This is a genomic window from Altererythrobacter sp. GH1-8 (assembly GCF_043702085.1).
Classification (GTDB): Bacteria; Pseudomonadota; Alphaproteobacteria; order Sphingomonadales; family Sphingomonadaceae; genus Erythrobacter.
Map to the genome: position 1 here is coordinate 268,520 of NZ_CP171690.1, position 13,272 is coordinate 281,791.

Annotated in this window: 17 protein-coding genes; 9 read left to right on the forward strand and 8 right to left on the reverse strand. The window is 59.7% G+C overall.

Features of this window, described 5'->3' with window-relative positions; translation table 11 throughout:
* Positions 1–28 precede the first annotated feature (28 nt).
* The gene (locus ACG9DO_RS01365) at positions 29–556 is read right to left on the reverse strand and encodes a hypothetical protein (protein WP_394729922.1); all 528 of its coding nucleotides are present in this window, start codon (positions 554–556) and stop codon (positions 29–31) included.
* 273 nt (positions 557–829) lie between these two features.
* Between ACG9DO_RS01365 and ACG9DO_RS01370 the strand changes: the two genes are divergently transcribed.
* Both ACG9DO_RS01370 and ACG9DO_RS01375 read left to right on the forward strand, forming a co-directional pair.
* The gene (locus ACG9DO_RS01370) at positions 830–1,534 is read left to right on the forward strand and encodes a ferritin-like domain-containing protein (RefSeq protein WP_394729924.1); all 705 of its coding nucleotides are present in this window, start codon (positions 830–832) and stop codon (positions 1,532–1,534) included.
* Positions 1,531–1,989 (forward strand): GtrA family protein, encoded by a 459-nt coding sequence (locus ACG9DO_RS01375; protein ID WP_394729926.1) that lies wholly within the window; start codon positions 1,531–1,533, stop codon positions 1,987–1,989. Before ACG9DO_RS01370 ends, ACG9DO_RS01375 begins: the two co-directional genes overlap by 4 nt.
* Positions 1,990–1,998: 9 nt before the next feature.
* On the opposite strand, the gene ACG9DO_RS01380 is transcribed toward ACG9DO_RS01375, so the two are convergent.
* Positions 1,999–2,547, reverse strand: a complete 549-nt coding sequence (locus tag ACG9DO_RS01380) for a winged helix-turn-helix transcriptional regulator (RefSeq protein ID WP_394729927.1) — start codon at positions 2,545–2,547, stop codon at positions 1,999–2,001.
* Positions 2,548–2,787: 240 nt separating this feature from the next.
* Between ACG9DO_RS01380 and ACG9DO_RS01385 the strand changes: the two genes are divergently transcribed.
* Complete coding sequence (locus ACG9DO_RS01385) at positions 2,788–3,132, forward strand: CC_3452 family protein (RefSeq protein ID WP_394729928.1); 345 nt, start codon at positions 2,788–2,790, stop codon at positions 3,130–3,132.
* Between the two features lie 112 nt (positions 3,133–3,244).
* Here the strand turns inward: ACG9DO_RS01385 and ACG9DO_RS01390 are convergent, their stop codons facing one another.
* Both ACG9DO_RS01390 and ykgO read right to left on the reverse strand, forming a co-directional pair.
* Positions 3,245–3,862 (reverse strand): HAD family hydrolase, encoded by a 618-nt coding sequence (locus ACG9DO_RS01390; RefSeq protein ID WP_394729929.1) that lies wholly within the window; start codon positions 3,860–3,862, stop codon positions 3,245–3,247.
* A 117-nt stretch (positions 3,863–3,979) separates the two neighbouring features.
* Positions 3,980–4,105, reverse strand: a complete 126-nt coding sequence (gene ykgO, locus ACG9DO_RS01395; protein WP_050599643.1) for a type B 50S ribosomal protein L36 — start codon at positions 4,103–4,105, stop codon at positions 3,980–3,982.
* A gap of 152 nt (positions 4,106–4,257) precedes the next feature.
* Here ykgO and ACG9DO_RS01400 point away from each other — a divergent pair, with 152 nt between their 5' ends.
* Together ACG9DO_RS01400 and ACG9DO_RS01405 are read left to right on the forward strand one after the other, a co-directional pair.
* Entirely contained in the window at positions 4,258–4,887 is a 630-nt protein-coding gene (locus tag ACG9DO_RS01400) for a hypothetical protein (RefSeq protein ID WP_394729930.1), read from the forward strand.
* Positions 4,884–6,023, forward strand: coding sequence for a M14-type cytosolic carboxypeptidase (locus ACG9DO_RS01405; RefSeq protein ID WP_394729931.1), 1,140 nt, complete (start codon positions 4,884–4,886; stop codon positions 6,021–6,023). The genes ACG9DO_RS01400 and ACG9DO_RS01405 overlap by 4 nt, the downstream gene beginning before the upstream one ends.
* 17 nt (positions 6,024–6,040) lie before the next feature.
* Here the strand turns inward: ACG9DO_RS01405 and ACG9DO_RS01410 are convergent, their stop codons facing one another.
* From ACG9DO_RS01410 to ACG9DO_RS01420, 3 genes are read right to left on the reverse strand one after another with little or no spacing between them, the layout of a single operon-like run.
* Positions 6,041–6,469: a cytidine deaminase gene (locus ACG9DO_RS01410; RefSeq protein WP_394729932.1), complete on the reverse strand. Its 429-nt coding sequence runs from the start codon at positions 6,467–6,469 to the stop codon at positions 6,041–6,043.
* Positions 6,470–6,496: 27 nt separating this feature from the next.
* Entirely contained in the window at positions 6,497–7,201 is a 705-nt protein-coding gene (locus ACG9DO_RS01415) for a glycoside hydrolase family 25 protein (RefSeq protein WP_394729933.1), read from the reverse strand.
* Between the two features lie 4 nt (positions 7,202–7,205).
* Positions 7,206–7,709: a UPF0262 family protein gene (locus ACG9DO_RS01420; protein WP_394729934.1), complete on the reverse strand. Its 504-nt coding sequence runs from the start codon at positions 7,707–7,709 to the stop codon at positions 7,206–7,208.
* Between the two features lie 143 nt (positions 7,710–7,852).
* On the opposite strand from ACG9DO_RS01420, the gene ACG9DO_RS01425 reads away from it, so the two are divergent.
* Entirely contained in the window at positions 7,853–9,373 is a 1,521-nt protein-coding gene (locus tag ACG9DO_RS01425; protein ID WP_394729935.1) for a replicative DNA helicase, read from the forward strand.
* Positions 9,374–9,376: 3 nt separating this feature from the next.
* Here the strand turns inward: ACG9DO_RS01425 and ACG9DO_RS01430 are convergent, their stop codons facing one another.
* The gene (locus ACG9DO_RS01430) at positions 9,377–10,579 is read right to left on the reverse strand and encodes a phosphatidylserine/phosphatidylglycerophosphate/cardiolipin synthase family protein (RefSeq protein WP_394729936.1); all 1,203 of its coding nucleotides are present in this window, start codon (positions 10,577–10,579) and stop codon (positions 9,377–9,379) included.
* Positions 10,580–10,691: 112 nt separating this feature from the next.
* On the opposite strand from ACG9DO_RS01430, the gene rpoZ reads away from it, so the two are divergent.
* From rpoZ to ACG9DO_RS01445, 3 genes are all read left to right on the forward strand, one after another.
* Entirely contained in the window at positions 10,692–11,036 is a 345-nt protein-coding gene (gene rpoZ / locus ACG9DO_RS01435) for a DNA-directed RNA polymerase subunit omega (protein WP_394729937.1), read from the forward strand.
* A gap of 214 nt (positions 11,037–11,250) precedes the next feature.
* A complete protein-coding gene (locus tag ACG9DO_RS01440) occupies positions 11,251–11,982 on the forward strand; it encodes a ParA family protein (protein ID WP_394729938.1) in 732 nt (243 codons plus the stop codon).
* A gap of 61 nt (positions 11,983–12,043) precedes the next feature.
* Positions 12,044–13,195 carry a DUF3667 domain-containing protein gene (locus tag ACG9DO_RS01445; RefSeq protein ID WP_394729939.1) on the forward strand — a complete coding sequence of 384 codons (1,152 nt, stop codon included), beginning with the start codon at positions 12,044–12,046 and terminating at the stop codon, positions 13,193–13,195.
* Positions 13,196–13,272: the final 77 nt, after the last annotated feature.

Below are 13,272 nucleotides of genomic sequence, written 5' to 3' on the forward strand. Positions count from 1 at the left end.
TCTTCTGGTTGATCGGCCGCGAGCAATCCTAACTCCAAATCCCAAATGGTGTCGCCAACACAAAGAACAGCACCGAGAGCAAAGCCATACCAGTCGTAATTAAACCTGTCTTTCTCGAACGAATCCATCCAGATAGCCCAATGCAAGCAATTAGGCTCAGAAAACCTAAGCCGTAACCAAGCAACATGCTCACCCACAGAATTGCTATTATTGTTGAATCAAATGCTACTGGCGTATCTGGATTCAAAAGTATGATTAGCCGCCATGAGGCAACAACCGCGATCAGCAGGCTGCAAGCCGCTAGTGCCGATGCAGCAATTATCCAATTTACCGACTTTTTTGTGTCTGCGAAAACTACGATAGTCACTAATATGGTAGCCGACACACCTCCCAGGAAGGCGCTCACAAATGATAGCTGCTCTGCGACCGCGGTCACGTAGCTTGGATTGAATCGTGTCATTTGAGATTTTCGCCTTTTCAATATTGCTGACGCTAAGGCCTCTTTCATTAGTAGTGTCAAATCGGCTCCATCTTCGGCCACAAATGCGTCCTTCAATCCGCAAAAGCAAGTTTACCTTCGACTGGCTGCAATTGGGTCGTTTGCGGACATCTCCTTCATCCTGTCCTACAGCCGCATGTCCAGGCTAAGCTCTTGCGCATGGCTGCTGCGAATTTCCAAGCTGTCTCAAAACCTTGGCGTGCCAATACCGTCCGCAAGAATCTCTCCCAGGACTGTGTAACATGTGTAACCAACATTCGCTCGCCTGGCCGCGCTCAACTTGGTGAAAGTCATCACCTGAGGTATCGTGATGCCTTGGGAGAGTCGCACATGCTGAACTGGTACCGCCGCCGCTATCTCGACCTGCTGGGGTCGATCTACATCTACAACGAGCATCGCGGGTACACCGCTCTCGACCGGGTGCTGGTGGCGGTGCGGGCACGCTGCGAACCGGATGATCCCTTGGTCGGGCTCATCGAGAAACACCGCGCGGATGAACGCAAGCATTACGTCATGTTCAAACGCTGGTTCGAACTCAAGGGCAAGCGTCCGATGCGTCTCGACCGCTCTTTCGGCCATATCGACCGTTTCATCGAGATCATGTTCGGCACGCCAATCGACAAGCTCGATACCGAAGCCGTGATCGCACGCGACGAACTGTTTGAGCGGCTGTGCCGGGTCATCTCGCTCACGGAACAGCGCGGCTTCAAGCAAGTCGAAATTCTGCTCGCGAACAGTCATGTCCGCTCTGACCCGGCACTGGTGCGGATTTTCGAAGTGATCCACCGCGACGAGCCGAGCCATTGGGCACCCTATGACCGCTGGCTTGCAGCCCATGCGCGGCGCGAGCCGAGATGGTGGGAGCGGATGGTCGACGGCTTCATTCACTCCGAACTGCTATTTCTCAAGCTGCCGATCCTGTTCCTCAACCCGTTTGTGAAGCGGCGGACGAACTGGGCGGACGATGGCGAAGCGGACCCTGACCGTTATGCCGAACGGTTGAAGCCGGCAAGCGCTGGAGCGGCAATCGCGTGACTGCGCCGATCCCGCAGGCAGAGCTGCCTCCGGACACAGGAAGGGGCAGCCTCATCGCTCGGCTGCTGCGGGTGCGGGTCGGCTGGATGCTGGTGCGCAACACGATTGTCAGCAGCGGAGTGTTCCTCGTCGGATTGGGTGTCTTGTGGCTGCTGGTCGAGCAGGGAGGGATGGACGAAGTGCCCGCCTCCGGGATTGGCTTCGCGGTGGCGAACAGCTTGCATTACATGCTGGGGCGCGCGTGGATATTCCGTGGAACAACGCGCGGGGTTGCGAGCGGATATGCGCTGTTCCTCATCAATGGCGGGATTGGCCTCGCGCTTACCATGGCGCTGATGGCGGTGCTGCTTGCGCTGACACCGATCAATTATCTGGTGGCGCGCGTGCTCGTCTCCGTCATCGCGGGCCTCTTCATCTTCGTGCTGAATGCGGCGTGGAATTTCCGCCGGGTTTAGGAATGAAGCTCAGCCAGCCGCTTTGCGCGCTTGGTCAAGGTCGACAACATCGCCGCGCCGGAGCTCACCGCGAGCCGCGGCGATCGAGCCATCAGCGCGCTTTCCTACATTCTCGCGCTTCACTAGCCAGAGGTCCTTGTGGTTCAGGATGCGGCCATCATGGGCAAGGATCGAAACCGGGCCGATCGGCAAGCGATCCGCTTCGTCGACCAGAACCGGGTCTTCAACGAATTCCGCGCCGTACTTCTGGCCCCATTGGCGCAGCGCGAGCATGGCGGGGAGCAGGTCGAAGCCCTTTTCGGTCAGGCGGTATTCGATCTTGCGGCGATCATCGGCGCAAGGTTCACGTTTCAGGATGCCATGCTCGACCAGCTTGGCGAGCCGGTTCGACAGGATATTGCGGGCGATGCCCAGCTCGCTCAGGAATTCCTCGAAGTGATGCAAGCCGTTGAAGCTGGCGCGCAGGATCATGAAGGACCAGCGTTCACCCATGACTTCAAGCGCTTGCGGCAAGCCGCATTCAACAAGTTCGCTCAGCGGTTCCCGAATGTCGCCCATAATTTGAGTCCTCTTCCTGCAACCTATTTAACGCGGAATTTCTGTTGTGCAAAGCGCCTCTGCACAGGCCCAGACCGTTCTGAAAATTAATTTCAGTTTTTGGTTGCAACTTAAAACTTACATGAGTAGGTAGTGATTCGCAACTGGTATTCAATTGAAACTGATTTCAGCGAATGCCAGCCGCACGAAAATCCGGGCCAACCCCTGCACCCTCTCTCGGCCCAAATATTGAAAGGACGCATGATGACCCTCTCCATCCCCCACGCCGGACGTCTGGGCGTATTCGTACTCGCACTGGCTTACACCGGCATCACCTTCGGCGTACTCACCGCCCCTGCCCCGGCAATGGCGAACTCAGCCGCTTACTACACCGCTGAACTCGCGGCCCCTGCGAGTGATGATCGTGCGGTGGCAAGCGGTGTCGCATGGTCATGCAAGGGCACCACCTGCGTTGCCAACAAGGGCAATGCACGCCCGCTACGCATTTGCCGCGGCCTCAATCGCGAGTTTGGCGAGATCGTCAGCTTCACCACCAAGGGTGAACAGCTGGCCGAAGAACGCCTGGCGAAATGCAACGGCAATTGAGCCGATCGACCTTCCCCCCACCCGGCAACTCTCCACAGCGGGTGGACTGAGGGCTCAAGCCCTCGTGCCCCCGGCGCATTGTCCCCAACGGCGCCGGGGGGTTTTCTTTGTCTCAGATCAGCGAGCGCTTGAGCAGGTCGCGCTCCAATGCATCGGCGTTCGTGAAATGATGGACATGCCAGCCAAGTGCCTCGGCAGAAGCGATGTTCGCGGCATTGTCATCGATGAACAACATGGTCTGCGGGGCGAAGCCGAATCGTTCGGCAGCCAGCTGAAAGACCGCCGGGTCCGGCTTGGCGAGCTTCTCTTCGCCTGACACCACGATATCGCGAAAGTGATCGAGCACCGGCTGAGTCGGGCGAAACATCTGCCAGAACTCCGCGCCGAAATTCGTGATGGCAAAGAGCGGCACCCCGCGCTCGGCAAGTGCATCAATCAGGGCAGCCGTGCCGGGGATAGGCCCAGGCACCGTTTCGAGGAAGCGCGTAGCATAGGCCGCAATGTGCTCTGCATAGCGCGGGAACTCGGCCTGGCGTTCCGGCACCATGTCACCAAGCTGACGCCCGGCATCGTGCTGAAAGTGCCATTCTTCGGTCACGACATGCGCTAGAAACCAATCCAGCTCCGCATCATCGTCAATCAGCTTGGAAAAGAGCGCGCGCAATTCCCACTGGACGATGACTCGACCAACATCGAACACAACCGCTTGGATTTCTCCGGCCTGTGCCAAAAAGCCTGTCCCTTTGAAACGTCAAAGGCCCGCTCACCCTCAAGGCGGCAGGCCCAGGATTGTTTCATGCGCCGATGCTGCGAACGCCGTCAGAACAGACTGACGGCACTCACCACCTTAACCCTGACGCGCCTTGAAACGACGGTTGGTCTTGTTGATCACATAGGTCCGGCCACGACGGCGAATAACGCGGCAATCGCGGTGACGACCTTTGAGCGATTTGAGGCTGTTGCGAATTTTCATGGATCTTGCTCTTCAAAATAAAAGACGCGCCGGAATCGGTCCGACGCGCGGAATTTCAAGGCGGCCCACTACATCCGGGTGGCAAGAAGGTCAAGCAGACTCGCACTTCTGATCGGTCTGGTTTAGGCTTTGCGTAACACAATGAGGTGCACATGACTGACATGAAGAAGACACTCTTAAGCATCGCTCTCGCTCTTCCGCTCGCGGCATGTGCCACCACCGCTCCGCCCAGCCCGGTTGAAGTGACACGGTTCCACCAGACGGACAGCCTTGCCCAGTTGGGCCAGGGCGCGATCTTCGTCGTCGACGCACCCGCAGCGCAAGGAAAAAGCGAAGGGTCATTGGAGCTTGCGCCCTACAAGGCGGCAGTGGCGCGCGAACTCGCGCAGCTCGGCTATGCTGAAAGCGGACGCGATGGCGCGAATCATATCGCCGAAGTGCGCCTTGAACGCTTCGTGCTGGAAGGCGACGATAATCGCCGCGGCCCCGTCAGCGTGGGTGTCGGCGGTTCGACCGGCGGATATCGTTCAGGCGTAGGAATTGGTCTCGGCTTCAATCTGGGCGGCGGCGGCAGCAGCGAGCGGCTGGGCACGGAAATGGCCGTGGTCATCCGCAATGTTGCGTCCAATGCGGTCTTGTGGGAAGGCCGCGCGAGGTTCGAAGTCGGCCCCGATCATCCGCTCGCTCAGCCTGCGGCCAATGCCGATGTTGTTGCTGATGCGCTGTTCCAGGAATTCCCTGGCGGCAACGGCGAAACGATAGAGGTAAAGGTTTCCCAGTGAACGACATATTCATCGATGCCGAGTTCGACAGTGGCAATATCGGCATCGAACGGATTGCGGGCGCCAGCGCGACGCTGACGATCCCCAAGGATCGCATGTCCGAATTCGCCCAGTGGTTTCACTTTCGCGTTACCGGCGGAAAAGACCGTGAGCTCACCTTGAAGCTGACAGGCCTCAACCATTCTGCCTATCCGGGTGGGTGGCCGGGCTATGATGCCTGCGTTTCGGAAGACCGCGAATACTGGGCGCGCGCGGCAAGCAGCTTCGACAAGGACGAGGCGGACGGTACACTGACCATTCGCTACACGCCGGCCAGCGATATCGCCTATTTCGCCTATTTCGCGCCTTACTCGATGGACCGCCATCACGACCTGGTCGCTGAAGCGGCGGCCAGCGAAGGCGTTGATCTGGTGCGCCTTGGAACAACCCTCGACGGTCAGCCGCTCGACAGCCTGGAGATGGGAACGGGCGAGACAAACGTGTGGCTCTACGCCCGACAGCATCCGGGCGAAACGCAGGCCGAATGGTGGATGGAAGGCGCGCTGGAGTGCCTCACCGATCCCACCGATCCGGTGGCGCGCGCGCTGCGCGAGAAATGCCGGTTCTATATCGTGCCCAATTGCAATCCCGATGGTTCACGGCGGGGGCATCTGCGCACCAATGCGATCGGCACGAACCTCAACCGCGAATGGGACAATCCAAGCGCGGAGAAGTCGCCTGAAGTGCTCGCAATCCTGGGCCGGATGGACGAGGTCGGCGTCGATTTCGCGATGGATGTCCATGGCGATGAAGCGATCCCTGCGGTGTTCCTCGCGGGATATGAAGGCATCCCCAGCTGGAGCGATGCGTTTGGCGAGCAATATTATCGCTATCAGCGGATCCTCGACCGCCGCACACCCGACTTCCAGACCAAGCTCGGCTATCCCAAAACGCCTGCAGGCAAGGCCAATCTATCCATCAGCACCAATCAGGTGGCCGAGCGGTTCCACTGCACCGCGATGACGCTGGAAATGCCGTACAAAGACCTCGCCAGCGCGCCGGAGCCTGAGCAAGGCTGGAGCCCGGAGCGCTGCAAGCTGCTCGCGCGGGATTGCCTCGCGGCGCTGCTGGAATATCTGGAAGCCGACGAAGGCTGACGGCCAAACGCAGCGACTTAATCGAGATGCGCTGGCCCGAAGGCGTGCGGTAACAGTTCGGACAGCCGGGCTTCGCGCACTTCGTCATTGCCGACACACAGAATACGCGGATCGGTCCCACCCAGTGCGGCAAGCTCATTCAGCACCTGACGGCAGCGGCCGCACGGTGTGATCGGCGCGCCGTCTCCGCGCTTCTCCGGCCCTGAGACAGCGACTGCTTCCAGTTCGCCGCGCCTGCCATCCGCCATCGCCTTGGCGACCGCGACGGTCTCTGCACACAGCCCGAGGCCATAGCTTGCGTTCTCGATATTGGTGCCGGTGATGATTGTGCCATCCGCGAACCGCAGCGCTGCGCCCACCGGATAGTCGGAATAGGGCGAATAGGACGATGCCGCAGCAATCCGTGCCGCTTCGATCAGGGCCTTGTCCAGATCATTCAAGCTCATCGCTGTCCTCTCCTTCCAGATTAGCCGTCAGGGCTGGACCACCACCCATTCAACCGGCTCTGCTGCGGTCTCCATATGCCGGGAGGTGTTGGCACTCCATAGCAGCCATGGCCGCGCAGCATAGCGCGGTGCGATCCGGTCTCCCACCACCCACAGATCGCGCGAGAGCGAGCCGGAAAGCCGGTAGCGTTCCTCAAAAGCGCGTGAAAGCTTGAGAATCACCGGCTTGCCCGAATGACGCTCGATCTGGTTGATGAGCGTCATCAATTCGCTTTCTATCGCGGCATCACTCACGGCTTCGGGGCAGTTCTCGCCGCCCGTCTCCAGTTCGATTGCAGCGGGCAACAGAGCGGTGTCGCGCGCAACCATGGTAACAAAGCGCGAGGATTGCGGGTCTGCCTTGGCGCAAGGGTCGAAAGTGATGACTGCACCAATCTGCAAGCCAGCCTGCCGCGCATCGGCCATTGCATCGGCCAGCCCTGTATCGCGCGGAGCACCGTAGGGGCCGATCGCGAAATAGACGAACTTGCCCCCAAGCGCGCGCACAGTCGGAAAGTTCACATCGCGCTGACCCATGGCAAGCGCGATGCCCTGGTCGGGGTAGTCCGCTTCAGAGGGTGTCCAGCTGCGCATGGTCCACCAGTACCAGGCGGTGGCCACGAGAACGCCCAGCGCGATCAGAGCGATAATGTAGCGCCGCCAGGGACGCTGCTTGGGCCTGCGTGTCGCCATCGCTTCAGCCCTTGATATGCAGGACGCAGATCAGCGTGAAGAGCCGCCGGGCGGTCGCAAAGTCAGTCTCGACCTTCCCATCCAGCCGCTCCAGCAGGAGCTCCGCGGCATTGTCATGAATACCGCGCCGGGCCATGTCGATCGTCTCGATCTCAGCCGGAGTCGCCTTGCGGATCGCCTGATAATAGCTGTCGCAGATCGCGAAGTACTCGCGAATCGGACGGCGAAAGCGCGCGAGTCCGATCAGCAAGGTTTCAAGCGGCTGTTCGTCCTCGCTCTGGATATCCATCGAAAGCCGCCCGTCCTGAACCGACAGCTTCAGCCGGTAGGGTCCGGTTGCACCGCGCGCTGACGAGCGGACCGGGCGAAACCTGTTCTCTTCGATCAGGTCAAAGATCGCCACGCGGCGTTCCTGCTCGACATCGGCATTGCGCCAGATGATCGTCTCTTCATCGAGCGAGATGTGCGCAATGCGTTGACGCGGATCGAGAGTGGGAGGTGGTGCCATGGTCAGGGTCTGCCTTTCGCAGAAGCTCCCCTGTAAGTTCAAGAGATTCGATGCGCCATCCCCGCTATCCACAAGCGAGTGCGGCGAATTTGCCATCATTGGCTCTTGCACTGACACGCAATCGGAGCGCAAAGACACCCGCTATGGCCGATACCGATTTGCTCTTTCCCTCATCCGACACAGCACAAGATGTAACAGCGCAAGGTGTTCGCCTGCCCTCAAACATTGAAGCAGAGGCTGCCTTTCTCGGCGCGGTCCTGATCGATAACCGGGTGCTGGAAGAGCTGCGCACGCCGCTCAGGCCGGACCATTTCTTCGAAGCGCTGCACGGCCGCATCTATGATCGGATCCTCAAGCTGGTCGACCGCAATGCGACCGCCAGCCCGGTCACGCTGAAGCCTTATTTCGAAGGCGATGAGGCGTTGCGGCAGCTTGGCGGTACGACCTATCTCGCGCAGCTCACAGCCGACGGGCAGGGCTTGCTTGCAGCGAGCGAACTGGCGGCACAGATTTACGACCTCGCGCTGCTGCGTGAGCTGGTGAGCGTAGGGCGCGGGCTTGTCGAAGGCGCGCTCGACACGTCCGAAGACGTCGACCCGATGGACAAGATCGCGCAGGCCGAAGCGGACCTGTTCAAGGTTGCCGAAGGGGCGACCACAGGCAGCGAAGCCTCCAGTTTCAAGGACGCATCGCTCATCGCGATCAAGATGGCCGAAGCGGCGATGAATTCAGGCGGCGGGCTGTCCGGCAAGACTACGGGCCTCGATTCGATCGACCAGAAGACCGCTGGTCTGCACGATTCGGACCTGATCATCCTCGCCGGACGCCCCGGCATGGGCAAGACCTCGCTCGCGACAAATATCGCCTTTAACTGCGCCGAAGAGCATCTGAAATGGCAGCGCGATGGCGGCGAATTCAACTATGGCGCACCGGTCGCTTTCTTCAGCCTGGAAATGAGCGCCGATCAGCTCGCGACGCGCATCCTGGCGGAGCAAGCGGAGATCAGTTCGGAGGCTTTGCGTTCGGGCAAACTCAACCGCGACGAGTTCCAGAAGCTATCCTTTGCCAGCCAGCGCCTCGCCGAGCTTCCGCTCTATATCGACGACACCCCCGCCCTCACCATTGCCGCGCTGCGCACCCGCGCGCGCAGGCTCAAGCGGCGGCACGATATCGGCCTGATCGTGGTCGACTATCTACAGCTGCTGCAAGGCTCAGGCCGGGCGAACGATAACCGCGTCAACGAAATCTCCGAAATCAGCCGCGGTTTGAAGACACTCGCGAAGGAACTCAGCGTGCCGGTGATCGCGCTCTCGCAGTTAAGCCGTGCGGTGGAACAGCGTGAGGACAAGCGCCCGATGCTGTCGGACCTGCGCGAATCGGGCTCGATCGAGCAGGATGCAGACATGGTGTGGTTCATCTACCGCAGCGATTACTACCATGCTGCGATCAAGCCCGACTTTCCCGATGCGAACTCGTCCGAAGATGCGAAAGAGAAGTATCGGGCGTGGGAGGAAAAGCATGAAGAGCTCGTCGGGCGGGCTTCGCTGATCGTCGCGAAACAGCGCCACGGTTCGACCGGCAATGTTCCGCTGCACTTCCAGAGCGAGATCACCAAGTTTACCTCGCCCAATATGAAGGACTATTCGGACTGGGGCGAAGGCTAAACCTCAAATCCCCAGATTGAGCCGCCGCGTTACGGTGTAATCAACACCGGTCACAAGAAAGCGCCCAAGCCACCAACGCAACCGGTTGAACCAGCTGGCACGTTCGCGATACCATTGCTCGGTCACCGGTTCGCTATGCTCTGCCATATGCTCGATCAGTTCGCGCAGACGATCAGCCAGCTCAGCGCTTTCGATCCGCAGCATCAGTTCCAGGTTCAACCGGATCGAGCGCATGTCAAAATTGGCTGTGCCGATATAACTGACGTCATCGATCACCAGCAATTTCATGTGCAACTTGCAGGGCTGGAATTCCGCGATCTCGACCCCTGAACGCATCAGGCTGCGATAGAGGCTGCGCGATGCACCAATGGTTGCATTGTTGTCAGATTTGCCTGCCATGATCAGGCGCGCTCTGCCGCGCTCTGCCAGCCGCTGGATCAGACGGCGCATACTGCGAGGCGGAGAGAAATAGGCCATCACCATGTCGAGCCGTGTCCCGCGCGCAATATCCTGCTTGACCCGCCTTGCCCACGCGCTGGTAATCCTGGTTGGCCCCCCAAGCAAAAGCTGGACCTCGCTGTCCCCTTCATCCCAGTCGCGAACCAGATGCCGGATCGAACGGAACTGCGCCTGCTGGTCAGCTGTCCAGGCTTCGAGCTGAGCAAACCATTTTGCGAATTGCGCCACCACCGGGCCTTCAACGAGAAGTCCCAGGTCACACCATCCATTCACTTCAGGCGGCTTGAAATAGTGATCCGAGACATTGAACCCCCCGGTCATCACGCGCTCGCCATCGACGATCACGAACTTCTGGTGGTTGCGGATGAGATAGCGGATGCCCGGCCTGGGTGAAAAAACGCTGTAGCGCCCGCCCGCTGCCTGCAAGGGCTTGAACAACGATGCCGGCGCATCGCTGCCGAACGAATCGACGATCAGGTGGACATCCACGCCGCGCAAGGCAGCGCGCAGCAAGGCATCGCGGATTGTGCTCCCCGAATAATCGCCCTGGAACAGGTAGAAGAAGACATCGAGGCTGGTCCGCGCACTGTCGATCAGCGCGACCAGTTCGCGAAACCGATCTTCACCCGACGGCAGCAGACGCAACGCATGGCCGGCGATTTCAACGTCAAAGGCGGGCGCATCCCGGTAGGACTCGCCGGATTGACTGTGGTCTTGCCAATCGTCTGGAACGGGGATGCGCTTCATAGCCTTTGCCCTTTAGTCGAAGCGGCAAGGATAGCGCAATTTCTTGACTCCGAGCCTCTTGCACCTTAACAGCCTGCCCTTTCCAACACTCAAGTTGCAAGTGGAGTGCCCTATGGCGCGCGTTACCGTCGAAGATTGTGTCGACAAGGTTCCAAACCGTTTTGATCTCGTCCTGCTGGCCGCTCAGCGGGCGCGTGAGATTTCCGGCGGCAGCGAGCTGACCATTGATCGCGATCGCGACAAGAATCCGGTTGTCGCTCTGCGTGAGATCGCTGAGCAGACGATCAAGCCCAAGGAACTCCACGAAGCGATCGTGATCAATCTGCAGAAGATCCTGCCGGATGACGAAGACGACGCGGACGAGATCGGCTCGCTGAGCCAATCCGCCGAAGCGCTGCGGATCACCGCATCGGCGCCTACCCGTACGACCACACTTGCGAGCGATTACGACGGGTGATCTGATCCCCGCAATCGGTTTTCCTTGATCAAAGGCCGCTCCATTGGGGCGGCCTTTTTCATTGGGGCCGCCGATGAACCTCGGTGTCTCGCATCGTGACAGGCACGTCTCTGTAATCCGGCATGACTTTGCAGCGGGTCACGAAACTGCAACACAGCTCGCGCGTATAGGAGTGAAGCAAAGCCCGCACGCGCGGACTGAATAACAGGAAAGCATGGCACGGATCGCGATCTACAGCGTCAAAGGCGGCGTCGGAAAGACCACCATGGCAGCAAACCTGGCCTGGTGTTCTGCGCAAATCTCGCGCCGCCGGACGTTGTTGTGGGACCTCGACCCGGCGAATGGTTCGGGCTTCCTGTTCGGCGTGGAACCCAGAGAAAAACGCGATGCCCGTTCCGTGATCGCTATGGACCGTGATCCCGGGAAGCTGGCGCGCAAGACCGCATTCAAGAACCTCCATGTGCTCCCGGCTGATGAAAGCATTCGCACGCTTGACCGGCAGTTCGACCGGCTTGGCAAGCGCAAGCGGCTCGCAAAGATCGCGGCAAGGCTCGACAAGGACTATGAGCGGATCATATTCGACTGCCCGCCGGTACTGAATGAGCTCAGTGATCAGGTATTCCGGGCGAGCGATCTGATCATTGTGCCGCTGCCCCCTTCCCCCCTTTCATCGCGAGCTTTCGACACGGTCGTCGCAGCGATCAAGCAAAGCGGGAAAGGCCACCCGCCCATCCTCCCCGTGCTTTCCATGATCGATATGCGGCGCAAACTGCATCAGGAAGCGCGCGAGGCAAACCCGGACTGGCCCTTCATTCCTGCAGCCAGCGCGGTCGAGCAAAGCGCGGTGCGGCAAGAGCCGGTCGGTGCGTTCGATGCGCGGAGCCCCGCAGCGACGGCCTTCGCCCGGCTCTGGACAGCGATTGAACGCAAGCTGGCGAAGCGCTGATCCTTCCAGACGTTGATTGGGCTGCCTTCGATCTTCTATGGTCTGGGGCAAGGGGACAGGCATGGGCGATTTCACGGATGGGTTGGGGACTGCGGCCGAAGGCGGCCTGCTCGCTCGCGCGGTTGAGCCCAGAGCTGGCGAAACGGCACAGGACGGCGAAACATCTGCCAAGACCTGCCTCAATTGCGGGACGCAATTAACAGGCGCGTATTGCCATCAGTGCGGCCAGAAAGCCGAAACGCACCGCAGCCTCAGCGCGATCGGGCATGAAATCATGCACGGCGTTCTCCACCTGGACGGCAAGATCTGGCGCACCCTGCCTTTGCTTCTGTTCAAGCCAGGCCAATTGACGCGCCGCTATATCGAAGGCGAGCGGGCCAAATTCGTCGGACCGATGGCGATGTTTCTGTTCAGCGTGTTCCTGATGTTCGCCGTTTTCCAGATGTTCGGGCTGACGACGCCTGTGACTTCCGAGGCGGATCCGCCCGCAGCAGTCAGTGAACTTGCGACAGAAGAAGCGGAGCGGGTGGCCGCGCAGCTGGCAGAGGTCGAAGCCCAGCTTGCCAGTCCGACACTGACCGATGAGGAGCGGGCGAGTCTCAGCAGGCAGAAGGCGAACCTGGATGCTGAACTGAAACTGCTCGCCGGCGAAATACCGATGTCGGAATGGCTAAAGACCTCTGGCGATGCGCGTCTGCCTGCCAGCGATGCTGATGCGGAAAGCGAAACCGCACAAAGCGTCGACGTGGCACGCAGCAGGTTCGACGATGTCGCGGCGTCCGACATCCCCGTCATCTCAAAGGTCGTCCAGAAATGGCAGGAAAACCCAGAGCTTATGCTCTACAAGCTGCAGGCCAATGCGTATAAATTCAGCTGGTTGCTGATCCCGCTCTCAATCCCGTTCGTGTGGCTGATTTTCTCCTGGAAGAGGCGGTTCAAGGCGTATGATCACGCGATTTTCGTGACCTATTCGCTCGCCTTCATGTCGCTGCTGTTTGTCCTGCTATCCGTATTGGAGAAGATCGGGTTTCCTGAAGGGCTTGTCACACTGGCAACGCTGATCATCCCGCCGCTCCACATCTACAAGCAGCTGCGCGCAACGTACGATCTCTCGCGCTTCTCAGCTCTCTGGCGATTGTCACTGCTGATGATCGGGATACTCGCGGTGCTGATCATTTTTGTCCAAGTACTGCTGCTGCTCGGCACGGGCTGACACAGCCACAAGAAAAGGCACAAGAAAAGGGCGCCGAGATCGCTCCCGGCGCCCTTCAATTCTTTTGGCGTGGCTAC

Bases quoted from the DNA above. Each gene is read 5' to 3' on its own strand.
- ACG9DO_RS01370 (WP_394729924.1), top strand. From the start codon at position 830: ATGCTGAACTGGTACCGCCGCCGCTATCTCGACCTGCTGGGGTCGATC.
- ACG9DO_RS01380 (WP_394729927.1), bottom strand. From the start codon at position 2,547: ATGGGCGACATTCGGGAACCGCTGAGCGAACTTGTTGAATGCGGCTTG.
- ACG9DO_RS01385 (WP_394729928.1), top strand. From the start codon at position 2,788: ATGATGACCCTCTCCATCCCCCACGCCGGACGTCTGGGCGTATTCGTA.
- ykgO (WP_050599643.1), bottom strand. From the start codon at position 4,105: ATGAAAATTCGCAACAGCCTCAAATCGCTCAAAGGTCGTCACCGCGAT.
- ACG9DO_RS01400 (WP_394729930.1), top strand. From the start codon at position 4,258: ATGACTGACATGAAGAAGACACTCTTAAGCATCGCTCTCGCTCTTCCG.
- ACG9DO_RS01410 (WP_394729932.1), bottom strand. From the start codon at position 6,469: ATGAGCTTGAATGATCTGGACAAGGCCCTGATCGAAGCGGCACGGATT.
- ACG9DO_RS01415 (WP_394729933.1), bottom strand. From the start codon at position 7,201: ATGGCGACACGCAGGCCCAAGCAGCGTCCCTGGCGGCGCTACATTATC.
- ACG9DO_RS01420 (WP_394729934.1), bottom strand. From the start codon at position 7,709: ATGGCACCACCTCCCACTCTCGATCCGCGTCAACGCATTGCGCACATC.
- ACG9DO_RS01425 (WP_394729935.1), top strand. From the start codon at position 7,853: ATGGCCGATACCGATTTGCTCTTTCCCTCATCCGACACAGCACAAGAT.
- ACG9DO_RS01430 (WP_394729936.1), bottom strand. From the start codon at position 10,579: ATGAAGCGCATCCCCGTTCCAGACGATTGGCAAGACCACAGTCAATCC.
- rpoZ (WP_394729937.1), top strand. From the start codon at position 10,692: ATGGCGCGCGTTACCGTCGAAGATTGTGTCGACAAGGTTCCAAACCGT.
- ACG9DO_RS01440 (WP_394729938.1), top strand. From the start codon at position 11,251: ATGGCACGGATCGCGATCTACAGCGTCAAAGGCGGCGTCGGAAAGACC.
- ACG9DO_RS01445 (WP_394729939.1), top strand. From the start codon at position 12,044: ATGGGCGATTTCACGGATGGGTTGGGGACTGCGGCCGAAGGCGGCCTG.